Here is a 24,828-nt window from a genome sequence, read left to right on the forward strand (position 1 = left end):
TGATTACAGACGAATGAAAATGATAATCATTTTCAATTAAAGATAGTATTTCTAGGAGGAAGCAAAAGATGAAGAAATGGAAATTTTTAACTGCGTTAGCAGCTTTAACATTAATGCTGGGAGCATGTAACTCAGATGACGAATCATCAGCTGGAGAAACTACTGATAAAGAAACACCTGTTGCAGAAAATGAGGTTGCGGAAACTTCTGCATTCCCAATGACAGTATCTTCCTTAACTGCTTCACGTGAAGATGAAGAAAAAGGTACAACAATCACATTTGAAGATGTTACATTAGAAAAAATGCCTGAACGTATTATTACATTGGACTATGGTTTCTTAGATACACTTGACGCTTTAGGTGTGGAAGGTATCGTAGGAATCGCAGCTGGCGGTGGTAAAGGTAACATCCCTCCGCACTTAAAAGAAAAATATGTTGTTGACGGTGTTGCTGATGTTGGTACATTAAAACAAATTGACTTTGAAGCAGTAGCAGCTGCTGAACCAGATGTTATTTTTATCTCTGGTCGTCAATCTCCATTCTATGAAGAATTGAAAGAAATCACACCGAACGTAGTATTCATCGGTTCTGATAACCAAAACTATATTGATGCTGTAAATGAAACAGTTGACTTAGCAGCTCAAATCTTTGATAAAGAAACAGAAGCTAAAGAATTAAAAGCAGCGTTACAAGAGAAAGTAGATGCTGTGAAAGAAAAAGCAGCAGGTTATGAAAACGCATTAGTAGCAATGTACAACGATAAGAAAATCTCTGGTTTCGATAACGGGGCAGATTCTCGTTTTGCTTACGTATATAATGACTTTGGCTTTAAACCAGCGACTACTGATATTGAAGCTTCATCACACGGTTCTGATTTCTCTTACGAGTCAATCCTTTCTGTTGACCCAGAAGTATTACTAATTATTGATCGTACTGCTTCTGATGTAGAAACAATTAAAGCAGACATCGAAAATGATATTATCAAACAAACTCGTGCTTACAAAGAAGGCAAAATCGTATACCTAGACGGTGTTAACTGGTACTTCTCAAGCAACGGTGTAACAACAGAAACAGAAAAATTAGATGAAATCTTAAATGAATTAAAATAATTTTTTGGATCTCAACATTAAGTACCCTATAAGATAGACACTTTGAAAAAAGGTCATCTTATAGGGTCTTTTGTTTGTAAAGAAAATCCTATATGAAAAAATAGCTATGAAAATCGTATAAGGAGCGCATAGAAACGGTAAAATGGCGCCAAATTAATCAGCTCTTATGGCTACTTTCAAAAATCAATATAACGTAAAGCTTGAAACTATTTTGTCTTTCGACCGTATAAAGGAGTATGAATAAAAGAAAGAAGGATGGATAAATGGCTTATGTATTTATTATTTCAGCCGTAGTCGCAGTTGTTACTGCATTACTAGTTGTCCCGCTTAGCGGCGATCGAAAGGATAAAATTTCTTCTATTGCTTTACTAACAATCCTAACGTTCGTTGTAGTCGCAATTATATACTATGTAACCAATTTAGATAGAAACTGGACTGCCTTATGGCCTTGGCTAGTGATTATAACTTTTGCAGGAACATTTTTGGCGAGAGGTGCAGAACAAAAAGTAAAAGGAGTTCTTTTACTAGGAAGTTTAGCTTTAACGGTTTATATGCTTTCAGCTCCTGTATGGAATGCTGATAAGAAGTACGAAGTAGCGAAAATGGATGAACAAGTGGAAATTGAAGCATTCGATGAAACAAAGACGCCAGCGAGTGTTCCTCCTAAGTTTGCTCGTAATAAAATGAAGAAGGCATTTGGGCAAGTGCCAAACACAAGCTATTATGAATTGGGTAATTTACAAATTCAAAAAGTAGATGGCAAGTACGTTTATATTGCACCCGTAGAATTTTCAGGATTCTTCAAGTGGTGGAATGGGGATGTTACTCCAGGGTATTTTACAATGAGTGCAACCGATTCTGCGGATAATCCGAAATTTGTAAAAGCAGATATGACTTATACACCGTCTTCGTATCTTCATAAAAACTTGGAAAGACATATGCGTATGAAGCATCCGAATAAAATCTTTTATGGAGATGCACAATTAGAAATTGATGAAGATGGTAAGCCGTATTATATACGATCATATGGTAAATTCATCACAGCTCGTAACGGTTTTGATGTAGAAGGTATTGTCGTAGTAGACCCTTCGACAGGCCAAACAGAATCATTTGCGCTTGCAGATGTCCCAGAATTTATCGATGGTGCGGTGTCACCAGAGACTGTTAGCTTACAAAATAGCTATTACGGAAAATATGTACATGGGTTTATCAATAGCTTGATTGGTAAAAAGGACGTGAGACTGCCTTCAGATGAGGGAACAGAGGCAAACGTCAGCCCAATCTTCACTGAAAATGGGGAAATGTATTATTTTACAGACTTTACGAGTCCAAAAGAAGGTGTAGATTCTATGCTTGGCTATTCCTTGACGGACGGACGAACAGGCAAAGCGACCTACTACACGGGAAACCTTGAGGATTCCTATATGGACTCTCAAGGGGCACTTCAAATTATTGAAAAGAAATTTATTGAAAAGAAATGGTCCGGTGAAATGCCAGTTCTGTATAATTTCTACGGAGAGGCAAGCTGGCTAACACCAGTACTGGATTCAAACGGATTCTTACAGAATTACTTTATCGTCTCAGCTGCTAACCCAGAAATATCGGTGTATGGTAATACACCGAATGAGGCATTAAAACTCTATAAAACAGCAATTCAGCGTGGAGGAAGTACAGTAGATGGCAGTTCAAACGCTGAGGAAAAATCAGTCTCTGGCACAGTAGTACGTGTATTTAAAGAACGTGTGGGGGACTTCACGCAAGTATCGTTCTTGCTAGACAATAAAACAAATTACATCGTCTCTTCAGAAATGGCGCCATTCGTTGTTTATATGGAAGTAGGCGACAAGGTACAGGTGAAGTACTTAGAAACTGGAGAGCTATTCTTACCAGTGAAGGAAGTAACGATAGAAGGTATTGAATAACTGAATAGAGAGTGACTTACTCTTAATAGCTGAGCCCATTCTATGCCCTCCCAAGGCTAGAATGGGACTTTTTATGTCAAAAGTAACTCATGTCTAATGAGATGAATACGCTAATGAAAATCAATTGAACAATGGAGGAAGTAGTATAGGGTATTTTGTAAACGTAGAACCAGGTGTGAATTTATATGTGGAAGACATAAATCCTACCGGCTCAAAAACCATCTTGTTTGTTCATGGCTGGCCGTTAAGTCACAAGCAGTTTGAGTATCAGTTTGATGTGCTCCCACATATGGGGTATCGCTGTATAGGTCTGGATTGGAGAGGATTTGGCCAGTCTGATAAACCAATAGACGGGTACACGTATGATAGGCTGGCGGATGATATTCTAGCAATAGTAGATGCACTTCAATTAGATGATTTTGCACTAGTAGGTCATTCAACAGGAGGGGCAATAGCTATACGCTATATGTCTAGGCACAATGGAAAAGGTGTTACACATCTTGTTTTAGTGGATTCTGCAGCACCAACAGGTTTTACAAAAGACACAGCTGACCATTTTTTACATTTAGCATTGAATGATCGACCTAAGATGATGCGAGAAGTAACGGATAGTTTCTTTTTTCAATATGCTACGGAGGAGTTTTGTGATTGGTTCTTTCACATGGGATTGCAAGCAGCTGGGTGGTCTACAGCAGCAGTCATCGAGTTACTTAGAGATGAAAATGTTCAACAGGATCTACGCCAAATAGTTTCACCAACGATTATTGTACATGGCATCCATGATAGGGTTATCCCTTTTTCTCAAGCTGAGGAAATTCATCAGCAAATTTCAAACTCACAATTGTTGCCGTTTTACTACAGTGGTCATGGTCCCTTCTGGGAGGAAAGAGAAAGGTTTAATAGCTTGTTAATGGACTTTATTTAATGAAAGCTTGCTGGTGATTCTGACTAGACCTAGAAAAATATTTTCGAGGTCTTTTTTTATTTTCTCCAAACTTGTACATAAACATAATTGAAAGTAGCTAAAAGGAAAGATATGCTAATAGTAATAGCAATTGAAGGGGGAAATGAAATGGATGTATTTATCGTAACGGGATCAACTAACGGTATTGGACAAGAGTTAGTAAAGCAATTACTAGACAACAATAAAGTGGTATATGGGATTGCTAGAGGAGAAAGTAAATTTGAGCATTCTAATTATCATCACTTCATATTAGACTTAGCTAAAACTGAAAAAATAGCGGAAACTATGGAAGAGTTGATGAATGAAGTCATAGAGGGTGCAACGACTATAACACTTATCAATAACGCAGGAACAATTGAACCTATCGGGACAGCGGGAGATATAGATAACAATTTAGTGGCAAAAAGTATTGCAGTAAACTTAACTGCGCCTATGATTTTGACGGGAACATTTATAAAGATGACAGAACAAAAAGAAATTCCAAAGAAAGTTATGCAAATCTCTTCTGGCGCGGGCCGTAAGGGATATGAGGGGTGGAGCAGCTATTGTGCTGGGAAGGCTGGTCTAGATCGATTTACTGAAGCAGTTCAGCTGGAGGAGGCAAGCAAATCTAATGGAGTGAAATTGGTTTCGATTGCGCCAGGAATTATTGATACAAATATGCAAGGTAGAATTCGGGAATCCACGGAAAGTGAGTTTCCATTAGTAGATCGTTTCAAGGAATATAAGAATACCGGTCAGTTAAGTAGTGCGGAGGAAGTTGCTTCCAAACTAATTAGATTTGTGGAAAGCGAACAATATTATACAAGCGAAGTTGTAACAGATTTACGACAACTGTAAGGAGTCGTTTTATCTTTTTGTGAAAATCCGATACAATAGAGGATAGAGTAGATTGTGAAATGGAGGCCTAGTTGTGCGTGAAGTAGCAACATTACAAAAAGAAGCAATGGATATGCTGAAGAAAACAAGCAGAACCTTTTATATACCAATTACTTTTTTAGAACCTACTCTAAAAAAGGCGGTTGCCTCTGCGTATCTCTGTATGCGTGCAATTGACGAGATTGAAGACCATGAAACATTAGATTCACAAGCAAAACAGCGTTTACTATTAGAAACTAGCAAAATGCTGGTAAATGATTTTGATAAAAAAGAATATGAAATGCTTGTAGCTCCCTATGAAGAAACTCTGCCAGCAGTTTCCTTAAGACTGGGAGATTGGCTTGAAATTTGTCCGAAAGATCTAGTAGAGACTGTTAAGACCTATACTGCTGAAATGGCAGAAGGAATGGCAAAGTGGACAAAGAAGGAATGGCAAGTAAAAACAAAAGAAGACTTGGACGAGTATACGTACTATGTAGCTGGGCTTGTTGGTGTAATGCTTTCTGACCTATGGAAATGGAATGCTGACATTGAAACAGACCGTGATTTAGCAATTGCTTATGGTCGAGGCCTACAGGCAGTAAATATTTTACGTAATAAGGAAGAGGATAGTGAGCGCGGGGTTCAGTTTTTTCCAGAAGGATGGACACGAGCAGATATGTTTGAATATGCTGAGGGCAACCTAGCTAAAGCGGATGAATATATTAAAAGCATTAATCGCAAAAGCATCCTACTATTCTGCAAGCTACCTCTTGCATTAGCTCATAAAACATTAAAAGCACTAAAGAATGGACAAGAAAAAATGTCTCGTTCGGAAGTTGAAGAAACCGTTGTAGAAGTACAAGCGGAAGTTTAAATATACGTAAAAATCCCGAGACATAAGTTCTCGGGATTTTTTTAAAGAGATATATTTTTGTGAAGTTTAGTATAGCTTCTTGATTCTATATTAGAAAAAACTATAGAGCCTACACGCTTTTCCTAGCAACAAGTAGATGCTGGGTCATTCAAATTCACACTACAAACACCGGTTTCTGGCAAATCTAACTCAACATTTTTGGCAGAAACCAAATCTCCCGTCAGATATGCTACGATAGAGCGCACTTGCTCATATCCTGTAGCCATTAGAAATGTAGGTGCTCGACCATAGCTTTTCATACCAACAATGTAATATCCCTTTTCAGGCTGTCGTAATTCTTCTTCTCCATGAGGACGAACTGTTCCACAGCTATGAAGATTAGGGTCGATTAACGGAGCCAGAGCCTCTACGCTCTCGGTAGCAGTATCAATGCTTAATCGAATCTCTCTTGTCATGGAAAGATCTGGACGACTACCTGTATTAGCAATTATTTCATCGACAGGTGGGAGAACCATCTCTTTGCTCGCGAATTCTCCACCAATCTCAATACCTTTCTCTGTCTTGATAAGCTGGTGGATGTGGAATGGTGTAAATACTTGAATCTTGCCTGAATCGATTAACTGGTGAATTTTACTTCCTAATTCCCCTCGAGCTGCAAGTGCGTCCTTTTCCTCTCCTCCATATGCAGATTCTACATTTTTCTTTCTCATAATCCATGTGATTTTCACATTGTCTTTTAACTGAGCGAGCTCTAGAATTGTATTGATAGCCGAATGACCACCACCAACAACCGCTACTCGTTTTCCTTTGTATTTTTGTAAAGCTGATCCAAGAATATGAGGAATTCCATAATATATATGATCTTTTAAATCTTTTTCCTTATTAGTCCATATATTGTCTGCATTAATGGGATTTGGATTGGACCAAGTTCCAGTTGCATCAATAACAGCTCTCGCTTCGATTCTATTCGATAGTCCGCCTTGCTCCGTGTAAAGTATGAAGGGGGCATCTGATCGATTAGCAGTCTTCATTTTATCTAATCCTTTTTTGCTAATAGATAATACTCTCGTATTAAGGAAAAGATAGCTCTTTATTTCTGGAAGACTAGCTAAAGGCTCTAAATAATTGCTAACCAGTTCTTGACCTAGAGGAAGTTCCTCAGGATTTGGAGCAATCCACCCCTGTTTCTCCAACAATTTCTTCGCAACTTTATCCACGTTATATTGCCATGGGGAAAATAAACGAACATGCCCCCAAGAAGTAATATGGTGGCCAACATTTTGACCTGACTCAAGAATTATGAAACGTTCTCCTGCATTTACCAAATGAGCAGCAGCAGCTAAACCAATTGGTCCAGCACCAATAATGGCAATAGGTAAATCTTTGCTCGGTTCAACTTTTTCAGAAGGAGAACAACAGCATCCAGTGCTAATAGGCTTTAATTGTATTTTATTCATTTAAATAACCTCCAATATATTATTTGTAAATTGCAAGTAATTACTGTTTTTTTAAGCAAGCTTTCACTTGCTTAAAGTAGTGGGGTACAACAAACAGTTGATTTGGCCATCGCCTGATTCAATAATTGAATCGAGCGAATGACAGTTTCTTTTTCAAAATCATTCATATGGGAAAATACTTCTTCTAAATAGTCATTCATCGATTGGTCTATAGTTGTAGCGACGAACTTGCCTTGAGTTGTTAAAGAAAGTAGATAAACTCTTTTGTCTGTATGTGATGGTGTTTTCTTTACTAATTCCATCTTAACTAATGTTTGAATTTGTCTACTAAAGGTGGTGATATCTACTGCAAGAGCTTCAGCAATTTGTTGCATGGACCTTTCTGGCTGTTTATCGATTTCATAGAGAATATGGCTTTGTATGGTGGAAACGTCCACCGCCCCTATTGTACAGCAATTTTTATTTAATAATCCAAATCTACGTGTAAGTATTTGAAAAAGCTCTCGTTTATTATCCATGTGTTTCACCTCTGAATATAGCATATGCTAGTTATTTGTAAAATACAACTATTTTCTGTAAAACTTCGAGCTTTTTATGCTCGAAGTTATATTTACTTTCCGTATTCGCTAAAGTGCTTAATTCTTTCTCCAATTTCATCACGAACTCGCTGGAAGGTGCTCCATTTTTGTGCTTCCGAGCCATCTGCTTTGGCAGGATCATCAAACCCCCAATGCACTCTCTTTACGTGAGGAGGTGTGACGGGGCATTTATCTGCAGCATCTCCACATAGAGTGACAACTAGTTCTGCTTGATGAAGTGTTTCCTCATCAATAATATCCGAAGTGTGGTTAGAAATATCAATGCCAGCCTCTTTCATGGCTTTTATAGCGTTGGGATTAAGACCATGAGCTTCAATTCCAGCGCTTTTTACTGTCCAGTCTTTGCTTAAATAGTGTTTAGCCCAGCCCTCTGCCATTTGACTTCTGCAGGAATTACCCGTACACAAAAAGTAAATTATTTTGTTGGTCATATTAGATCTACTCCTTTATTTTTAGTAGGCTATTAAGGATAAATATAATCCTAAGAGTGTAATGAATAATATAGGTATTGTTAAGATAAGACCTGTTTTAAAATATACTCCCCAAGAAATCTTAACGCCTTTTTGTGAAAGAACATGAAGCCAAACAAGGGTTGCGAGTGATCCGATAGGTGTAATTTTAGGACCTAAGTCGGAACCTATTATATTGGCATATATAAGTGCCTCCCTAATCGTGCCCGTAGTATTCGTCTCGGCTATAGCTAAGGCATCGACCATTACAGTAGGCATATTGTTCATGATTGATGATAAGAATGCAGCAATGAAGCCCATAGACATCGTTGCAGTAAATAATCCGTGTTCTGCTGCTCCCTCAATAATCTTTGCCAAAGCATGTGTCAAACCAGCATTTCCAAGGCCATAAACGACTACATACATACCAATAGAGAAAAAGACAATATTCCAGGGTGCTCCTTTTACTACAGCTCGAGTATCCACAACCGTACTTTTTCTTGCCATAACAATAAAAAATATTGCAACCAAACCTGCTACAATTGAAACTGGAAGTCCTATAAATTCGCTTGTAAAGTAACCAACTAATAAAATAGAAAGCACAAACCAGGATAGATGAAACATTTTCTTATCTTTTATAGCTTCTTTAGGCTCTTTTAACCTTGTTAAATCATACGTTCTTGGGATACTTTTTCTAAAATAAAACAACAATACAAGGATAGTTGCAGCTAAAGAAAATATATTCGGTAGAATCATTCGAGAAGCGTATTCTATAAAACCAATGCCAAAGAAATCAGCAGAAACAATGTTTACCAGATTACTGACGACAAACGGTAAAGAAGTCGTATCTGCTATAAAACCACTTGCCATGATAAAGGGGAATATCATTTTCTCCGAAAAATTCAAATTACGAACCATTGCCAATACAATTGGCGTAAGGATTAGAGCAGCCCCATCATTAGCAAAGAAAGCTGCTACTATTGCACCTAGGAGACTGACATAGACAAACATTTTAATACCGTTGCTTTTTGCTGCTCTAGCCATATGAAGAGCAGCCCATTCAAAAAGTCCAATCTCATCCAAGATTAAAGATATAAGGATAATGGCAATAAAGGAAAGGGTCGCATTCCAGGTGATATCTATAACTTCTAGGACATCATTAAATCCGACGACCCCAACTAACAATGCTACAATTGCCCCTGCGCAGGCAGACCAACCAATATTCAAGCCCCTCGGCTGCCAAATGACAAAGATAAGTGTGACGATAAAAATAATCGTTGCTAAAATAAGTGGTGACAATTTATAAACCTCCAATAATTACTTGCATGAAATACGTCGTCCTTGTTCCTCTAGCTGCTTCAGGTTAAAGTCTTGATTCGGCAGATGTGCAAGAATGCTCTTCACAAGCGAAAAGAGTTCATTATCTCTATTTAGTGAATAGATAATCCATTGGCCCCGTCTAGACTCTCGAACTAACTCGGCATCCCTTAATTTTTTTATGTGCTGACTAATGGCAGGCTGGCTAGTTTTGAATATCTCCACAAATTCACAAACACAATAATCTTGAGATTCAAGCATCTTAATCATGCTGAGTCGTGTTTTATCACCCAACAGCTTGAATATATTCGCTGCTCGTTCTATTTCCTGTGTCATAAGATATTTCTCCTTTTGTATATAAGTAATCGCTTATATAATACTTTGCTTATATATTAAATGCAACTAAATTTTACAGCAGAAGAAGAGGTGGACTATAATAAAATAAATGAGATGTAAAGTAGAAGGGAAGTATTAAAATGTTAAAAACAGCAGTATTTGATCAATTGAAACAAGCGATGCGTGATAAAGATGTGCTTTCTAAGGGAGTATTAACCCTTTTAAAGGCAGCTCTAGATAAAGCAGAAAAAGAAAAAGGATCCTCTTTAACTCCAGAAGAGGAAGTAGCGGTAGTAAACCGTGAAGTAAAACAAACAAACCAAGCATTGGATGGCGCAAAAGATGCAGGACGTGAAGATTTAATCGAAAAAGAGGAAGCAAAGCTGGTATTACTCAAGAGCTTCTTGCCTAAACAATTAAGTGAGGAAGAAATTGCTGCAGCTCTAACAGAAGCTGGAGTTACTAAGGGAATGAACATGGGAGATGCAATGAAAATTGCTAAACCATTACTAGCAGGAAAAGCAGATGGCGCTACAACATCTAAAGTGGTAAAGAGCTTAATCTAAAAAAAAGGGATGGCCGTGACTTGAATCACGACCATCCCTTTTATATTTGCTTGGAGCGCCAAACAAAGTAGCTTATCGAGCGCATTGTAAACCTTGCGGGAAATGGGTTAAACCTTGCACAAATGGTCCAAAACCTTGCGGAAAAGGGTTAGAACCTTGCACAAATTTACTTAACCCTTGCAGAGAACACCCGGAACCTTGCAGTAATGAAAAAACATTGTCCCTTTACTTACTTGTCCGGTTCAGCGCAACCAAGGATATTTGCATCGAATGAAGAAATGCCTCCATTTGCTCGTCGGTGCAGAAACAGCCGCTTACCCTTTTCTTATTATCCAGTTTCAGCGGCTTGCCCCTCGAGGTCAAATGAGGAACTACTGCGGTGGCTGAGGAGCTGCCTCCTCGCATTTCCTCATTTGCTTGTCGGTGCAGAACAGCCGCTTACCCTTTTCTTATTGTCCAGTTTCAGCGGCTTGCCCTTCGAGGTCAAATGAGGAACTACTGCGGTGGCTGAGGAGCTGCCTCCTCGTATTTCCGCATTTGCTTGTCGGTGCAGAAACAGCCGCTTACCCTTTTCTTATTGTCCAGTTTCAGCGGCTTGCCCCTCGAGGTCAAATGAGGAACTACTGCGGTGGCTGAGGAGCTGCCTCTTCGCATTTCCTCATTTGCTCGTCGGTGCAGAAACAGCCGCTTACCCTTTTCTTATATAGCTCGTATGAAAAGTACTTTTAAATAGTTACCCTCTTTAAAAAGTGGGGAAGTACGGAAATCATTTGGTAAAGAGAATTCTTCCTCAATTACGTACTTTTGACTGCTTTCTTTAAAAGCTTTTTCTACAAAGCTTTTAAATTTTTTCATTCCAAAGGTTGCATTGTTCGTGGAGGCAACTATTACACCATTTTTTTCAGTAATAGCAATTGCATCCTTCAATAATTTTGTATAATCTTTGGCAGAGCTGAATGTATACTTTTTCGAACGTGCAAAGCTAGGGGGATCTAAAATGACCATATCAAAGGATAGCTCCTTGCGCTTCGCGTACTTGAAATAATCAAAGACATCCATGACGATGATATCCTGCTTCTCAACGTCAATTCCATTTACCTCAAATTGCTCAGTTGTTTTGCTCAAACTACGTTTAGCTAAATCGACGCTAGTAGTTTTCTTAGCACCACCAGCTGCAGCAAAAACAGAAAATGCACCAGTATAAGAGAATGTATTAAGAACATTTTTTCCTTTGGCATACTCATCACGAATTTTTTTTCGGACATCCCTTTGATCTAGAAAGACTCCGACCATCGCACCGTCGTTCAAGTATATTGCAAAATTTTCCCCATTTTCTTTTACTAGGAGAGGGAATTCTCCTCGATTGCCTTTGACAAAATCGTCGTCCTCTAAATATTGTCCCTTAGTATCAAATCGTTTCTTTTCATAAATTCCTTTGTAGGAAGGGACAGCAGATTCCAATGCTTCTAAAATTAGCTCCTTAAACGCAAAAATCCCCTGGCTGTACCAGCTGATTAAATAAAAACCATCAAAATAATCAATAGTTAAACCGCCGATTCCATCTCCTTCCCCATTAAAGATGCGGAAAGCAGTTGTATCATCGCTATTAAAATAATCATCCCGATGCTTCAAAGCACTGGTGATTTTCTTTAGGAAGAAGTCAGTATCAATTGCTTCGGCTTCATTTTTGGTAAGTAACCAGCCAATCCCTTTATTTTGCTTTCCGACGTAGCCTTTCCCGATAAACTTTCCACCGGGATTACGCAGCTTTAAGATTGTGCCCTCTACTAGCGAATCTATTTCATGAAAGCCATCCTTCAATAAAACAGGAACGCCCTTCTGTAAATCATTTGCTAACAACTCTTTTACTTTTATATCTATTTCATTTCTCATCAAATTCATCCTTAAAATGTGTTTACTCTATTATCACATAAGAAACTAGATTTAAAAAGGAATGGGGTATTTGGTGTGGAGCTTAAGGAATTTATGGAGAAGAAGACATAAGTGCTTAAACGAGACAATTAATGAGTTGTAGGAGGGCATATCTTACATAACTTTAATTGGCTCATTTCAAGAAGATAACAAACTCATTCCATATTTCACCCATGTACTCACATTATCCCTATGAATTTATGGTATACTAAACTATATGTCGGAAAGGAAGTTCGCTTTGAAAAAATCAAAAGTTATCATACCGATCATGGTAATTGTGGCTGTATTGGCATCGATTATTTTATCTCAAGAAGAATATAATGAAGTGACTATTATAAATAAGATCCTTATCGCACTTGGTGCAGCTATTGTGTCCTCTCTCTTAGGGTATATCCTCTTAAAACCAGACATCGACAAAGTTGATCCAAAACCCCAAACAAATCAAACTAATACAGGGAATAAAAAGAAGGGAAGCGGAAAATAATCTGTTTCCCTTTTTACTTCACTAGATAGGAGCGACCAGCATGCTAGAAAATGCAACTCAACTACTACAGGAATATTATGGGTATGACTCTTTTCGAGAAGGACAAGAGACTATTATAAACTATGTAATGGATGGCAAGTCGAGCCTATGCGTAATGCCAACAGGAGGCGGAAAGTCTCTTTGCTATCAAATTCCGTCCCTATTATTAGATGGTACAACGATAGTAATCTCTCCTCTAATCTCTCTGATGAAGGATCAAGTCGACACATTGTTGCAGGCTGGGATACCAGCAACTTTTATCAATAGTACATTGACGGCAGAAGAAGTCAGAGAAACGATGGAAGAGGTTTTGAATGGCCAATATAGAATGCTATATATTGCACCAGAGCGTTTGGAGTCTCAAAGTTTTTTAAACCAATTAAAAAAAGTGAAGGTGCCATTAATAGCAGTTGATGAGGCTCACTGTATCTCGCAATGGGGACATGATTTTCGACCTAGCTACCGTGCTATCCATCGGTTAAAGGACGTATTTACAGACCCCCCTGTTGTACTAGCACTAACAGCGACAGCAACACCAGCTGTACGAGACGACATTTGTCGTTTACTCCAAATTAATGACGACAATACCGTCATTACTGGATTTGCTCGTGCCAATCTTTCGTTCTCTGTTGTACTTGGACAAGACAAGAATAAATTTCTGAAGGATTTTATTAAAAAGAATGCGCACGAAGTTGGTATTATTTATGCAGCAACAAGAAAAACTGTAGATTTGCTGTATGATTTATTAAACAAATCAGGGGTTCAAGCAGCTAAATACCATGCTGGATTGCCTGAGGCATTTAGAAATAAGGAGCAGGAGCGATTTCTAACAGACGAGGCACAAGTTATGGTGGCTACAAATGCTTTTGGAATGGGAATTGACAAGTCCAATGTCAGATATGTCATTCACTATCAGCTTCCAAAAAACATGGAAAGTTATTACCAAGAGGCTGGAAGAGCTGGTCGTGATGGACTCGCAAGTGAATGTGTCGTGCTATATGCATCACAAGATGTACAAACTCAACGATTCTTAATAGATCAGGCTTTGGACCGTGAACGAATTCCCCAAGAGCTAGAAAAGCTACAAGGAATGGTAGACTACTGTCATACAGAAAGTTGCTTACAGCAGTACATTGTCCAATATTTCGGTGAGCCAAATGGAGAACCTTGTGGTCAATGTGGAAATTGTACGGATTCCAGAGAAGTGCAGGATGTAACAAAGGAAGTACAGATGGTTCTATCTTGTGTGGTAAGGATGGGACAAAAATTTGGTAAGACGATTATCGCTCAGGTATTAACTGGTTCTCAAAACAAAAAAGTAGTAGATTTTGGGTTTACTAAGCTATCTACTTATGGGATTTTAAAAAATAAATCCTCTAAAGAAGTTTTAGGGCTTATGGAGTTTATGATTGCGGAAGGATTACTATTAGTAAAGCAGGGTAGTATGCCGACAATTTATATATCAGATGCAGGAAAAGATGTGTTGTTAGGAAAGAGAAAGATAACTCGTAAGGGAGTGGCGGTCACAAAGCAAATCGCTAAGAATGACCCATTATTTGAAGGTTTAAGGGTACTTCGGAAAAAAATTGCGGACGAAGCTGGTGTTCCACCGTTTGTTATATTTTCTGATAAAACATTACAAGACATGTGTGTAAAGCGTCCGCAAACCGAAGATGAATTATTAGATGTACATGGAGTAGGTGCTAATAAGCGAGACAAATATGGTCAAGCTTTTCTGGAAGAAATACTTCGTTATAGCACCGTATAATTTTTATGAGATACTACTGTAAGGTTGGAAGGAACATTAATTTTCTTCGCATCCTCCATAGATATTTCGACAATAACAGATTGCTCTAAAATTTTAAAAATAGTACCTTGTACTTCAACATCATTACGTGTAAAAGAGATCTTCTCATCAATTTTCCGTGCTGCCACGAAAGGTGAAACGTCCTTAGGTTGTCGTTGGAAACTCATGTATCTGCCTCTTTTCAATTATTTTCACTCACAGAGCGATATGGTAATTATACCACAGTTCTATGATGAAAATTGTAGATTAAGATTATTAAAAAGAGTTTCCTTGCGAAAGCTGTCGAACTCTCTTTAGAATTTAAGGAGAAGTTTTGGGGAAGTATTAGAAATATAACCTATTTAGATATAACGTATAGATCCAAGGGTTTGAGAATAACGAATTTGTTCATGATAGAGATAGATGGCAAGATAAAAAAGGTTTCATATAGAGGAGATAATGCATGATGCATTTTAAAGAATTTAAGTTAGATGATAAAATATTGCAAGCTATAGAACAATTAGGATATATAGAACCAACCGAGGTACAACAGAAGGTGATACCAGTAGCGTTGTCAAAGCAAGATATTCTAGTGAAATCCAAAACCGGTAGTGGTAAAACGGCAGCTTTCGCTACACCTTTATGTGAGTTAGTGGACTGGGAAGAAAATAAGCCTCAGGCATTAGTGTTAACTCCAACAAGAGAGCTTGCAGTACAGGTTCAAGAGGATATTACGAATATCGGTCGCTATAAGCGAATTAAAGGATTAGCGTTATATGGAAAATCGCCTTTTGCAAAACAAAAGCTGGCATTAAAACAAAAAACACATATTGTTGTAGGTACACCAGGTCGAGTGCTTGACCACATGGAAAAAGGAACATTGGATGTGTCCAAGATAGAATACTTAGTTATCGATGAAGCAGACGAAATGTTAAATATGGGCTTCCTAGATCAAGTGGAATCTATTATAAAGCTACTTCCTAAAAAACGAACTACAATGCTATTTTCTGCTACTTTGTCACAAGAAATAAAAACGTTAAGCGGCAAATATATGAATGATGCAGTATCAATAGAAATAGACGCAGGTGAAGAAGACGCCCCTAAAATTGAGCACGTAAAATATGTTGTAAAGGATGATCAGAAGTTAGCATTTTTAGAAAAATTAACTATCGTAGAAAATCCTGATAGCTGTATTATCTTTTGCCGTACTAAAGAGCGCGTAGATCAGCTGGTAGATGCACTGGATCAAAAAGGTTATACAGCAGATAAGATTCATGGAGGCATGATGCAGGAGGATCGTTTTGAGGTAATGGACGATTTCCGAAGAGGAGAGTTCCGTTATTTGATAGCTACGGATGTTGCAGCCCGAGGTATAGATATTGAAGATATTACCCATGTTGTACATTATGATGTGCCATTAGAGCAAGAAAGCTATGTTCACCGGACAGGTCGAACAGGACGAGCAGGCAGAAGTGGAAAATCCATTATGCTAGCAACTCCTCATGAAGATAAATTTGTGAAAGAAATAGAAGCGTTTGTTGGCTTTGAAATTCCTAGTGGAAGTGAAATTAAGGCAGAAGCAGTAGCTCAGAATCGCGTGGCATTTGATTTGAAAATGCAGGAGCAGCCTGAATTTAAAAAGTCGAAGGGCGAGCAGCTGAACGCTAATATTACTAAGTTATATTTCAATGGCGGGAAGAAGAAGAAAATCCGTGCAGTAGATTTTGTTGGAACAATAGCTAAAATTGAAGGCATTTCTGCGGATGATATAGGTATTATTACTATTCAAGATAATGTTTCCTACGTTGAAATCCTAAATGGAAAAGGTCCTCTTGTTTTGAAAAAGATGAGAAATACAACGATAAAGGGTAAACTTCTAAAAGTTCATATTGCCCATAAATAAAAAAGAGAAGGAGTTTTCCTTCTCTTTTTTTAGTATGAAAGCAAATGCTTTTCAAATTTGGTTAGGCTACTTGAAGAGGGCTGTGAATTTTTACTCGTTTTTGGATTTAGATACCACCTTAAGCAAGACGAAGTGGGAAGTAGTAAAATTCCCACGATTTGAATATAAAGATAAGTAGGCATATCATGAATAAGATAAAATAAGTCAGCATCCATTAGGCCGCTGACTTTTTACTAATCATTTTATTCCTTTGTATATTCTTGGATCAAAAGAGACAGATTTTCACCTAGTATGTTAAGTTTAATAACTAGTGATTAGAATAGCTCGTTCTCTATAAAGGTGCGATAAGATGCTACAATACCTTCGGGCAAGTTATTTGGAGGGAAAAATTGAAGAGAGATAGTTTCCAAGCCATCTGGAGTAAGAATACCTTCAAATTCGTTTGTTTTGTAGACAGCTGTAACTGAATAGAAAGTATCTCCGTTTGGGTTTTCAATATAATAATCTTGACCAGAATAGACATGACATAGTGTAAGTTTACCTATACGCAAGCCTGTCTCCTCAAAGACCTCTCGGCGTGCAGTATCTTCCAAGCTCTCACCCAGCTCCATTAGACCGCCAGGCAGACCATAAACTCCTGTCGCTCTTTCTTGAAGTAGTACCTCTTTATTATTGTTTAGTATTAGCACGACTGACCCAGGAAGTATAAGAGGCTGATGACCAACATATTGGCGCAGTGTTTTATAGTATTCCAAAAGTCTTCCCCCCTCTCCAAATTAAGATTTATTAACAGTTTACTATAAAAATGTTACGATACGTATATAAGTGAAACTTACCTAAAGATAATGCGTATAGAATATTAAGTTAAACATACATTGAGGATGTGAAAGTTAGTTGACTAAAAAACTATGGTTTCAAGTTGGAACTGCAATTTTATTTACGTTATTGATTATTTTTATGTTCATGCAAGTTAAGTCTATTTTCTCTCCATTTATGATAATAGCTCAAGCAATTTTTATGCCGTTATTATTAGGAGGGGTGCTCTTCTACTTATCAAGACCTCTTCAAAAATGGCTAGAATCCAAAAAGTTTCCTAGATGGGCAAGTATTATATCTGTATTTATCGTAATTGGTCTACTTATATGGGGCTTTATAGCACTTGTAAGCCCGGTATTGACCAAACAGGTGAATGCTCTGGTAAATAATACACCGGAAATGGTAGAAGAAATAGAAGATTTTATTAATTACACAATTTCTCAACGAGAGAAAATAGGAGAACTACCAAAGGCCCTCCAAACAACTTTGGATAGCGCAAGCGGAAAAATTGAAACAATAGCAGTATCTGCCGGTGGTTTTATAGTCAAGTTCATCCAGAATGTTTTCCAAGGGGTATTTTTACTAGTTCTTGTACCATTCTTCCTTGTCTATATGTTGAAGGATCACGAAAAGTTTGTTCCTTTCATTACGCAGTTCTTTAAAGGTGAAAAGAAAATCTTCATACGTAAAACTTTATCGGATATTGACGATACACTTCGTTCTTATGTTCAAGGGCAATTGTTTGTTAGTTTTCTAGTGGGAGTTATGCTATTTATCGGATATACAGCTATTGGTCTAGAGTATGCATTACTGCTAGCACTGTTTGGGATGATTATGAATGTTATTCCTTTCTTAGGGCCGTATATATCATTAGTGCCTGCTCTCATTATTGCTTTAATTCAAGAGCCTAAGTTAGCTATCTATGTGGCAATTATTATGCTAGTTGCTCAGCAGATTGAAAGTAACTTCATTACGCCTAATGTAATGGGTAAATCATTGGATATTCATCCGTTAACGGTAATCACGATTATTTTAGCAGCAGGAAATATTGCCGGTCTTATGGGCATCATTTTAGGGGTACCAACCTATGCGGTAGTAAAAGCGATTTTGAAAAATATTTATGCCCACCGGGAAGGTATTAAGGACACAGCCACGAAATCTGTTTAGGAGGCGATGGGATGACCTTTAAATCTAAAATTGATAAAACCTTTACTTATATAATCATGAGTGCGATATCTATAGTAGCTCTTGCTACTCTGGTACCTGTAGTTTATGAACTATGGTCAGATAATGTAGATGTAAAAGCTGTAATTATTATTAGTTCATTGTTTGTCATGTGTGTTGCGTTTATTTTGTGGTTGACCTTTGATATTGAATACTCCTTCAAGGAGAATTATTTATTTATTAAAGGGGGACCATTCAGAAGTAAAATTCCATATGAAGATATTACGAAGGTCAATAAAACTTCACAGATCCTAGCTGGTTATCGGATTCTTTCTTCCAAGGATGCAATTGAGATTCACTATAAAAAAGCAACCCTTGGTAGTGTGATTATTTCGCCTAGTGAGCAACAGAAATTCTTATTAGTTTTGTCGGAAAAAGCTCCACATATCTCTTTGAAATGAGGATTAATGATGGACAAAGACGAATATATTCCTCCTGTGAATGATTTGATGGGGGACATTCTAAGGAACTATGAAAAAACTGGTGGGATGGAAAACTTAAAGGGCGCTGGAAAGCCGCTTTCTGAAGAGTATTTTAAGGGGGACATCTTTCAGCACTTTCAGAAAGTAGCTAAGGATGCCGGATATAAACCACATTGGCTCAAGCTACAGCATGAGATCCGTGATGAATTACAGCATATCGCTACGAAGTATGCACAGGGTCTTAATGAGGATCTGCACTTCCGAGTTACAAAGGTGAATGAAAAGATTTTAGCCTACAATAAATCCTGCCCACCTCCAATGCAAAAAAGTACGGTGAAATTAGAATCGGTAGAAAATGCATTAAACAGTTGGCATTAAGAAATAGTCTTACCTCGTGCACCTAAAATAATTAAATATATAAATCAATTAAGCGGGGTTATTTGGTCCTACTGGCGGCTATATTTTACCAACTTTTACAGCTGCGATATGTATTAGCTTTCTTTTAGACACATTAGGCTATAGTAAAAAAACAGCTATCGGTGCTAATATGCTTAGTATATTTATAATAAAAAAAAGAATGCTCCGAGGGGAACGGAGCATTCTTTTTTGTTGCTACTAGGAGCATTTTGAAACTTATCTTGGGGGAAATCGTTCTTCACTTGAAGAACGGTCTTTTGTGTGGGTATGATTTCTTTCATCTTGCACCTGTATGTTTAAATCCTCTACAGAAATTGCATCGACGGTTTGCATATCTTCATGCATATCAAACAGACTCATTTTCGTTGTCTTTACCCTATCGGGATTATCGAGTAAGCGACCATCTGATTCTTCCCGTCTATCCTTCATTTCTTGTAAGCTTTAAAAGCATATGACTAAGCGCATGTTGTTGATCTTTATCTGCACTTTTCCATAATTGCTGTAATAGGTGTTCTTCTCGGTTTTTTGGTTCTTCGTTAGCAGCAAGGTATCCAGCAACTTTTTCAGTAGCTTTCGCTAAAGTATCATCGCTAAGACCCATTTTTTCACCGATTCTCACTTTGTCAGATAGATAGTCCTTAAACGTAGTAAAGTTTTTTAGGATATCATTTTTTTCATCAGTACTGAAGCTTTCCAATGCGACTTCCACTTGTTTGTCTATTTTGCGATCCATTCTTTCTCACTCCTTTTTTTTGGATTGTTCTTAGCTATTCCCAAAGTTTTAGTGAATATGCATATTAGATTTTAATCAAATTTTTATAAAAAGTATAAGAGCTATAATTCCAAGTAAAAACCAAAATTTATAAATAGTTGACAACCCAATTGAAAATGATTATCATTATCGTATAGAGCTTGCTCAAATAGTGAGAAGGTTCTTACCAGCAACTTTTCTCCAAATTGTGGCTGAATTTTTGCAGACTTAACCCCCTCAACGTTAAGTTCGTGCATATTTTGAACGACATCCTAAGTGATGTCGTTTTTTTATGAATTTTTTACCTCGCCTGGCTTTCAAGGTTAGTTGGAATAGTAGCGGTGGGATTGTATCTTCAATTTTTTAATGTTATCTGGATTGTGAATAACAGAATGAACCAGACATAAAAGAAAGCAAAACAGGACAAATTATAAGGAAATGTGAAGGTATTAATGGATAGCGAGTGGACAATGACATTAAGAGAGCGATCGTTAAGGATTCGTAAGAGAGTAAAGGTAAATTAGAAGCAGAATCCTCATTACTTGTGATGACAGGAGATGATTAAAAAAGATTTGAAATTGTAGATGCATTCCCAATTAACTTTTATAGCGATAAATTTTTTCATGGAAGTGCAAGTAATAATAATCATATATTATTGATGATGCTGGAGCAGTAGGAATGGCTATTATAAAGGTCCTTGTCCAATTTGTTTATATATTAATTATTATGCGCGATTCAACAGCAGTTATTTACGAGAAAATGGAATGAACCGCATGACAATTTTATAGCCTACCTAAAGATTGCAATTAAGATGCTGATTATTTTTTGCGCTAAATCAAAATAGATACTTCCGTTAGTATTTGGAACCTTTTACCTTTTTAACCGTAAATTTAGAAAGGGGGAGTTTACAATGAAAGATGTGCGAGATTTTTATGTGAAAATTACACCTATTAATGCTCTGAGAGTGATAGAAGAATCAATTGTTACAGGGTCTATTTCTGGTAAGGTTCTAGACGTTTATAAACGTTCTGTGGGAAGTCAAGAGGTTGTTGTTTGTGTAATAGAAAAATTTTATTATAGAACTAGCAATAGAGCTTCTCTAACTATTACATTGGATAACCTAGAAGGAGACACAAAAGTTCATGCTGTTGCCTCTGGAGGAGGACAAGGGGCTTTTCTCCGTTTTGATTGGGGAGCTGGTGGAGACTTTGTGAATAGTGTCCGAAGAGCATTGGAAAATCATATTGTAGAACAGTGATATTTTGATATTTGTAGTCTATTATTACTATTCAACAAAAATAATGAAAAATCTAAAAATTTAAAATATAATTAATGTAGAAATAAAAATGAATGGTCATTCATTTTTTATTTCTACATTTTTTAATTTAAATAGGGGGTTATGTATGGGTGCGTTCCAAATGTTAGGCAAGGAGTTATCCAAGTTAACAGAGAAAAAAGGGGTGTTATTTTCACTAATTGGAGTTTTGTTAATTCCAGTAGTCTATGTAGCTGTTTTGTTATCTGCTACTTGGGGACCGTATGACAATCTTGACAATTTACCAGTGGCATTTGTTAATAATGATGCCGGCGCTGAATCAGGGGGAGCTCCAATAAATGTGGGGAATGATTTAGTGGCAGACTTGAAGAAAAATCCTTCACTTGGTTGGAACTTTGTATCGAAGGAAGAAGCTGAAAAGGGGCTGAAGAGTCAGAAGTATTATATGGCAATTGAAATTCCAGAGGATTTTTCTAGAAAAGTAACCACTGTACTTGATGCTAATCCAGAGGTGGCAGAAGTAATTTATACTCAAAATGAAGGTTTAAATTTCATGGCTGCTCAGGTAACCAAAAGTGCAACAGAAAAAATTCGAGAACAGCTAGGAAACAAAATTACTGAGACTTACACCAAAACATTATTTGCTAGATTTGGTGATATTTCTAATGGATTCGCTTCGGGAGCAGATGGTTCTAGCAAACTATATGAGGGGACTGCTAATCTTTCCGCAGGTACGAGTCAATTATTACAATCTCTAAATGAGAAGTCTGGAGATATCCAAAAGCTAGCATCTGGAGCTAAGACAGCCGAGGATGGCGCTAGCCAATTACTTAGTTCGATTAAAGGCGGAGAGAAAGATATTAAAAAGTTGGCTGCAGGTTCAAAAGAGGTTGTTCAAGGCATAGACTCTCTTAAAGCAGGATCTGACCAAGTACTAAATGGATTAAAGTCCGTTAGTACAGGGAGTACAACATTATCGACAGGCTTAGAGAAACAGTTAAAGCCAGGAGCGGAGCAGTTAGCAGGCGGAATGGCTAAAGTGACGGAATCCACGAAAACGCTTTCAGGAGGTTCTCAAGGGTTAACAGAAGGTTTGAAAGGTTATTTAGCAAAACATCCTGAGCTTGCAACAGATGTTGAATTTATGACTCTTGTTGGTACGAGTGATGCGATTACAAAAGGTCTTGCTCAATTTGATCAACAGGTTCAGCCGTTAAAGCAGGGAGCAGATGCATTAGTGGCAGGAGCGACTCAGCTAACCATTGGATCTAAGCAGCTGGATGCTGGTATCAATCAATTAGTGGAAGGGCAAACAGCAGCTAATGCTGGAATTACTCGACTAAAAACAGGAGCAAATCAGGTAGCAAATGGAAATGCTACTGTAGCTAGTTCTTGGACGAAGATTGGAAATGCAGTAAACGACTTAAAAGCAGGACTTACACAAATTAGTGATGGAAACCAAACTGTTGCGGTTGGTTGGGAGACGATGACTTTAGGGGTAACATCACTAAATGATGGTGCTAATCAATTGCAATCTGGAAGCCAGGAGCTTCAAACTGGTTTAGCTGGTGGAGCTGATCAGGTTAGCGGTATTCAAGTGAGTGAAGCCAACATTACTAAATTCTCTAATCCAGTTAGCTTTAAAGGTGAAACGGTGAATAGCTATAACTATTATCGCGATTCTACGGCCCCATACATTATTTCTTTAGCTTTATTTGTTGGCATTTTAATATTATCATTTATAGTTGACTTCAAACGTCCCGTTACTTTACCTGGTTCACTGTTTAGTTGGTACGCAAGTAAACTAATGCAGCTTTCATTATTTGCTATAGCACAAGGTCTAATAGTATCCTTATTTTCATTATTCATTTTAAAGCTTCAAGTAAATAACGTTGGATTGTTTATATTGTTTACAATCTTTGTTAGCTTGGCGTTTATGTCTATTATTTTCTTCTTAGTGGCAATAGGAGGAAACATTGGTCGCTTTATCGCTCTAGCTTTCATCGTACTTCAGCTTTCTACAACAGGATCCAATCTGCCGATACCTATGTTACCGGAAAATTTACAGGCACTTAGTAAGTTTTTACCGCTGACATACTCAAATGCAGGTCTGAAAGCTGTTATTTCTTTAGGTGATCCTGGATTTATGATGGCAAATGCATTTGTGCTTCTAATCTGCCTAGTAGCATTCCTTGTACTCACGTTTATCGTATTTGCTGTTAGCTACAAGCATGTAGCTCGCTACATCGCAGAAAAAAATCAAGTGGCAGAAGCTACAGTGTAACAAGTTAATCAAAATATAAAAAGAGACACTCGTCAAAGGACTTAACGAGTGTCTCTTATTTTTTCTAGTTATCTGGCCTAGTATTAGAAGTTATCAGTTTAGTACTTTGAACCGTTGTATAGTAGCAGTGTAATACCATACCGAAGATAATGACTCCTAAGCCTACTAATGCTAAGGCAGGAGGTAAAGGGATACTTAATAAAATCATTTCTCCAATTATTACAAAGATAATTTCTGTAGATTGTGTAGCCTCCACTGCCGCTAATTTTCCTTGGTTGTTTCGTACTCGATCGGTTGCCATAAAAAAGAGGGTGGTAGCGATAACTCCAGAGCTAACTCCCACGATAAAGGACTGAAATACTTGACTGCTGGAAGGAAGTCCTACAGTAAAGGCTGCATAGAGAGCAAGTATAATCCATAATGGCATAGAAGCAATAGTCATTCCAAGGACTCTTTGAAATGTATCAAGCCTGCCTTCTAAGTGCTCCATCATCTTTCGATTTCCGAGTGGATAAGCAAAAGTGGCTATCAGAACGGGTAAAACTCCTAAAAGCAACATGCTCCCGTTTAAGTTTTGGACATCAGGTACTTGTATAAGTACAATACCTACCAAAATAATCAAAGATATAAGAAGGGACACCCGTGGAATCCTCTGCCTTATGAGTCGATCTCCAACCCTTACAAGGAAAAAGGGCGCTAATAATACTCCTGAGACTATGGTAAATTGCCACATTCCAGAAATCAGCCAGCCAGGACCATAGGCAGCGGCAAAGGTTAAAGGAGCGTAGAACAAACCAAATCCTACAAAACTCCAGATTAACCAAGTGAATGGAGCAATTTTAAGCTCCTTAACCATAGTTGGTAATCCATTTCTAAAGAAAACAATGAAGAATAAAAATGGGACCATAAAAAAGTAACGAAGAGAAGAGCTCCAAAGCCAGCTCCCCCCCGATACTTCCATAGAACGATTAAGTATAAATGTAACAGCAAAAAATAGTGAGGCTAGAATTCCTAATAAGATTTCACGCATGGAAGCACCT

At 37.7% G+C, this 24,828-nt stretch carries 25 protein-coding genes; 14 read left to right on the forward strand and 11 right to left on the reverse strand.

The genetic code is table 11. From position 1 onward, the window contains the following. The first annotated feature begins 68 nt into the window (after positions 1-68). The 5 genes from MHB55_RS00790 to MHB55_RS00810 all read left to right on the forward strand — a co-directional run bounded on the left by MHB55_RS00790 (position 69) and on the right by MHB55_RS00810 (position 5,730). On the forward strand, positions 69-1,109 hold the full coding sequence (locus MHB55_RS00790) for an ABC transporter substrate-binding protein (protein WP_144538311.1): 1,041 nt from the start codon (positions 69-71) through the stop codon (positions 1,107-1,109). A gap of 263 nt (positions 1,110-1,372) precedes the next feature. Then, entirely contained in the window at positions 1,373-3,031 is a 1,659-nt protein-coding gene (locus MHB55_RS00795) for a hypothetical protein (protein WP_340862347.1), read from the forward strand. A gap of 145 nt (positions 3,032-3,176) precedes the next feature. Next, positions 3,177-3,956: an alpha/beta fold hydrolase gene (locus MHB55_RS00800; RefSeq protein WP_340863945.1), complete on the forward strand. Its 780-nt coding sequence runs from the start codon at positions 3,177-3,179 to the stop codon at positions 3,954-3,956. Between the two features lie 147 nt (positions 3,957-4,103). Beyond that, complete coding sequence (locus MHB55_RS00805; RefSeq protein WP_191697312.1) at positions 4,104-4,835, forward strand: SDR family NAD(P)-dependent oxidoreductase; 732 nt, start codon at positions 4,104-4,106, stop codon at positions 4,833-4,835. Between the two features lie 73 nt (positions 4,836-4,908). Then, positions 4,909-5,730, forward strand: a complete 822-nt coding sequence (locus MHB55_RS00810; protein ID WP_340844003.1) for a phytoene/squalene synthase family protein — start codon at positions 4,909-4,911, stop codon at positions 5,728-5,730. Between the two features lie 122 nt (positions 5,731-5,852). On the opposite strand, the gene MHB55_RS00815 is transcribed toward MHB55_RS00810, so the two are convergent. The 5 genes from MHB55_RS00815 to MHB55_RS00835 form a co-directional block, all read right to left on the reverse strand. Continuing rightward, positions 5,853-7,187 carry an NAD(P)-binding domain-containing protein gene (locus tag MHB55_RS00815; RefSeq protein ID WP_340862348.1) on the reverse strand — a complete coding sequence of 445 codons (1,335 nt, stop codon included), beginning with the start codon at positions 7,185-7,187 and terminating at the stop codon, positions 5,853-5,855. A gap of 71 nt (positions 7,188-7,258) precedes the next feature. After that, complete coding sequence (locus tag MHB55_RS00820; protein ID WP_191697310.1) at positions 7,259-7,705, reverse strand: MarR family winged helix-turn-helix transcriptional regulator; 447 nt, start codon at positions 7,703-7,705, stop codon at positions 7,259-7,261. Between the two features lie 92 nt (positions 7,706-7,797). After that, positions 7,798-8,217, reverse strand: coding sequence for an arsenate reductase (thioredoxin) (gene arsC, locus MHB55_RS00825; protein WP_144538316.1), 420 nt, complete (start codon positions 8,215-8,217; stop codon positions 7,798-7,800). A 21-nt stretch (positions 8,218-8,238) separates the two neighbouring features. Beyond that, a complete protein-coding gene (locus MHB55_RS00830) occupies positions 8,239-9,534 on the reverse strand; it encodes an arsenic transporter (RefSeq protein ID WP_340862349.1) in 1,296 nt (431 codons plus the stop codon). An 18-nt stretch (positions 9,535-9,552) separates the two neighbouring features. Then, on the reverse strand, positions 9,553-9,888 hold the full coding sequence (locus MHB55_RS00835; protein ID WP_340862350.1) for an ArsR/SmtB family transcription factor: 336 nt from the start codon (positions 9,886-9,888) through the stop codon (positions 9,553-9,555). A gap of 140 nt (positions 9,889-10,028) precedes the next feature. On the opposite strand from MHB55_RS00835, the gene MHB55_RS00840 reads away from it, so the two are divergent. After that, positions 10,029-10,454, forward strand: a complete 426-nt coding sequence (locus MHB55_RS00840) for a GatB/YqeY domain-containing protein (protein WP_144538319.1) — start codon at positions 10,029-10,031, stop codon at positions 10,452-10,454. A gap of 699 nt (positions 10,455-11,153) precedes the next feature. On the opposite strand, the gene MHB55_RS00845 is transcribed toward MHB55_RS00840, so the two are convergent. After that, positions 11,154-12,347 (reverse strand): class I SAM-dependent rRNA methyltransferase, encoded by a 1,194-nt coding sequence (locus MHB55_RS00845; protein ID WP_340862351.1) that lies wholly within the window; start codon positions 12,345-12,347, stop codon positions 11,154-11,156. Positions 12,348-12,624: 277 nt separating this feature from the next. Here MHB55_RS00845 and MHB55_RS00850 point away from each other — a divergent pair, with 277 nt between their 5' ends. Next, positions 12,625-12,870, forward strand: coding sequence for a hypothetical protein (locus MHB55_RS00850; protein WP_144538321.1), 246 nt, complete (start codon positions 12,625-12,627; stop codon positions 12,868-12,870). Between the two features lie 40 nt (positions 12,871-12,910). Further along, on the forward strand, positions 12,911-14,677 hold the full coding sequence (gene recQ / locus MHB55_RS00855; protein WP_191697307.1) for a DNA helicase RecQ: 1,767 nt from the start codon (positions 12,911-12,913) through the stop codon (positions 14,675-14,677). Here the strand turns inward: recQ and MHB55_RS00860 are convergent. Continuing rightward, positions 14,662-14,883, reverse strand: coding sequence for a DUF2187 family protein (locus MHB55_RS00860; protein WP_144538323.1), 222 nt, complete (start codon positions 14,881-14,883; stop codon positions 14,662-14,664). The genes recQ and MHB55_RS00860 overlap by 16 nt on opposite strands. Before the next feature lie 275 nt (positions 14,884-15,158). Here MHB55_RS00860 and MHB55_RS00865 point away from each other — a divergent pair, with 275 nt between their 5' ends. Continuing rightward, positions 15,159-16,598 carry a DEAD/DEAH box helicase gene (locus tag MHB55_RS00865; RefSeq protein ID WP_154311920.1) on the forward strand — a complete coding sequence of 480 codons (1,440 nt, stop codon included), beginning with the start codon at positions 15,159-15,161 and terminating at the stop codon, positions 16,596-16,598. Between the two features lie 314 nt (positions 16,599-16,912). On the opposite strand, the gene MHB55_RS00870 is transcribed toward MHB55_RS00865, so the two are convergent. Continuing rightward, entirely contained in the window at positions 16,913-17,353 is a 441-nt protein-coding gene (locus tag MHB55_RS00870) for an NUDIX hydrolase (RefSeq protein ID WP_144538328.1), read from the reverse strand. 139 nt (positions 17,354-17,492) lie between these two features. Between MHB55_RS00870 and MHB55_RS00875 the strand changes: the two genes are divergently transcribed. The 3 genes from MHB55_RS00875 to MHB55_RS00885 are packed head-to-tail and all read left to right on the forward strand — an operon-like array spanning position 17,493 to position 19,438. Then, complete coding sequence (locus MHB55_RS00875) at positions 17,493-18,581, forward strand: AI-2E family transporter (RefSeq protein WP_144538329.1); 1,089 nt, start codon at positions 17,493-17,495, stop codon at positions 18,579-18,581. An 11-nt stretch (positions 18,582-18,592) separates the two neighbouring features. Beyond that, entirely contained in the window at positions 18,593-19,039 is a 447-nt protein-coding gene (locus MHB55_RS00880) for a PH domain-containing protein (protein ID WP_154311919.1), read from the forward strand. Positions 19,040-19,048: 9 nt separating this feature from the next. After that, positions 19,049-19,438: a DnaJ family domain-containing protein gene (locus tag MHB55_RS00885; protein ID WP_340862352.1), complete on the forward strand. Its 390-nt coding sequence runs from the start codon at positions 19,049-19,051 to the stop codon at positions 19,436-19,438. A gap of 255 nt (positions 19,439-19,693) precedes the next feature. Here the strand turns inward: MHB55_RS00885 and MHB55_RS00890 are convergent, their stop codons facing one another. Together MHB55_RS00890 and MHB55_RS00895 are read right to left on the reverse strand one after the other, a co-directional pair. Continuing rightward, positions 19,694-19,906 carry a hypothetical protein gene (locus tag MHB55_RS00890; RefSeq protein ID WP_144538332.1) on the reverse strand — a complete coding sequence of 71 codons (213 nt, stop codon included), beginning with the start codon at positions 19,904-19,906 and terminating at the stop codon, positions 19,694-19,696. Beyond that, positions 19,896-20,210, reverse strand: a complete 315-nt coding sequence (locus tag MHB55_RS00895) for a DUF3243 domain-containing protein (RefSeq protein ID WP_144538333.1) — start codon at positions 20,208-20,210, stop codon at positions 19,896-19,898. The genes MHB55_RS00890 and MHB55_RS00895 overlap by 11 nt, the downstream gene beginning before the upstream one ends. A gap of 928 nt (positions 20,211-21,138) precedes the next feature. Between MHB55_RS00895 and MHB55_RS00900 the strand changes: the two genes are divergently transcribed. Further along, positions 21,139-21,486, forward strand: a complete 348-nt coding sequence (locus MHB55_RS00900; RefSeq protein ID WP_144538334.1) for a DUF6054 family protein — start codon at positions 21,139-21,141, stop codon at positions 21,484-21,486. 145 nt (positions 21,487-21,631) lie between these two features. Continuing rightward, the gene (locus MHB55_RS00905) at positions 21,632-23,788 is read left to right on the forward strand and encodes a YhgE/Pip family protein (RefSeq protein ID WP_154311916.1); all 2,157 of its coding nucleotides are present in this window, start codon (positions 21,632-21,634) and stop codon (positions 23,786-23,788) included. 64 nt (positions 23,789-23,852) lie between these two features. Here MHB55_RS00905 and MHB55_RS00910 read toward each other — a convergent pair whose 3' ends face one another. Further along, positions 23,853-24,818, reverse strand: coding sequence for a DMT family transporter (locus MHB55_RS00910; RefSeq protein WP_154311915.1), 966 nt, complete (start codon positions 24,816-24,818; stop codon positions 23,853-23,855). Positions 24,819-24,828 lie beyond the last annotated feature (10 nt).

Origin of the sequence: Psychrobacillus sp. FSL K6-1267 (genome assembly GCF_038003265.1) — a bacterium.
In the GTDB taxonomy this organism is placed as follows: domain Bacteria; phylum Bacillota; class Bacilli; order Bacillales_A; family Planococcaceae; genus Psychrobacillus; species Psychrobacillus faecigallinarum.

Bases quoted from the DNA above. Each gene is read 5' to 3' on its own strand.
- MHB55_RS00790 (WP_144538311.1), top strand. From the start codon at position 69: ATGAAGAAATGGAAATTTTTAACTGCGTTAGCAGCTTTAACATTAATG.
- MHB55_RS00795 (WP_340862347.1), top strand. From the start codon at position 1,373: ATGGCTTATGTATTTATTATTTCAGCCGTAGTCGCAGTTGTTACTGCA.
- MHB55_RS00805 (WP_191697312.1), top strand. From the start codon at position 4,104: ATGGATGTATTTATCGTAACGGGATCAACTAACGGTATTGGACAAGAG.
- MHB55_RS00815 (WP_340862348.1), bottom strand. From the start codon at position 7,187: ATGAATAAAATACAATTAAAGCCTATTAGCACTGGATGCTGTTGTTCT.
- MHB55_RS00820 (WP_191697310.1), bottom strand. From the start codon at position 7,705: ATGGATAATAAACGAGAGCTTTTTCAAATACTTACACGTAGATTTGGA.
- arsC (WP_144538316.1), bottom strand. From the start codon at position 8,217: ATGACCAACAAAATAATTTACTTTTTGTGTACGGGTAATTCCTGCAGA.
- MHB55_RS00835 (WP_340862350.1), bottom strand. From the start codon at position 9,888: ATGACACAGGAAATAGAACGAGCAGCGAATATATTCAAGCTGTTGGGT.
- MHB55_RS00840 (WP_144538319.1), top strand. From the start codon at position 10,029: ATGTTAAAAACAGCAGTATTTGATCAATTGAAACAAGCGATGCGTGAT.
- MHB55_RS00845 (WP_340862351.1), bottom strand. From the start codon at position 12,347: ATGAGAAATGAAATAGATATAAAAGTAAAAGAGTTGTTAGCAAATGAT.
- recQ (WP_191697307.1), top strand. From the start codon at position 12,911: ATGCTAGAAAATGCAACTCAACTACTACAGGAATATTATGGGTATGAC.
- MHB55_RS00860 (WP_144538323.1), bottom strand. From the start codon at position 14,883: ATGAGTTTCCAACGACAACCTAAGGACGTTTCACCTTTCGTGGCAGCA.
- MHB55_RS00865 (WP_154311920.1), top strand. From the start codon at position 15,159: ATGATGCATTTTAAAGAATTTAAGTTAGATGATAAAATATTGCAAGCT.
- MHB55_RS00880 (WP_154311919.1), top strand. From the start codon at position 18,593: ATGACCTTTAAATCTAAAATTGATAAAACCTTTACTTATATAATCATG.
- MHB55_RS00885 (WP_340862352.1), top strand. From the start codon at position 19,049: ATGGACAAAGACGAATATATTCCTCCTGTGAATGATTTGATGGGGGAC.
- MHB55_RS00890 (WP_144538332.1), bottom strand. From the start codon at position 19,906: ATGAAGGATAGACGGGAAGAATCAGATGGTCGCTTACTCGATAATCCC.
- MHB55_RS00895 (WP_144538333.1), bottom strand. From the start codon at position 20,210: ATGGATCGCAAAATAGACAAACAAGTGGAAGTCGCATTGGAAAGCTTC.
- MHB55_RS00900 (WP_144538334.1), top strand. From the start codon at position 21,139: ATGAAAGATGTGCGAGATTTTTATGTGAAAATTACACCTATTAATGCT.
- MHB55_RS00905 (WP_154311916.1), top strand. From the start codon at position 21,632: ATGGGTGCGTTCCAAATGTTAGGCAAGGAGTTATCCAAGTTAACAGAG.
- MHB55_RS00910 (WP_154311915.1), bottom strand. From the start codon at position 24,818: ATGCGTGAAATCTTATTAGGAATTCTAGCCTCACTATTTTTTGCTGTT.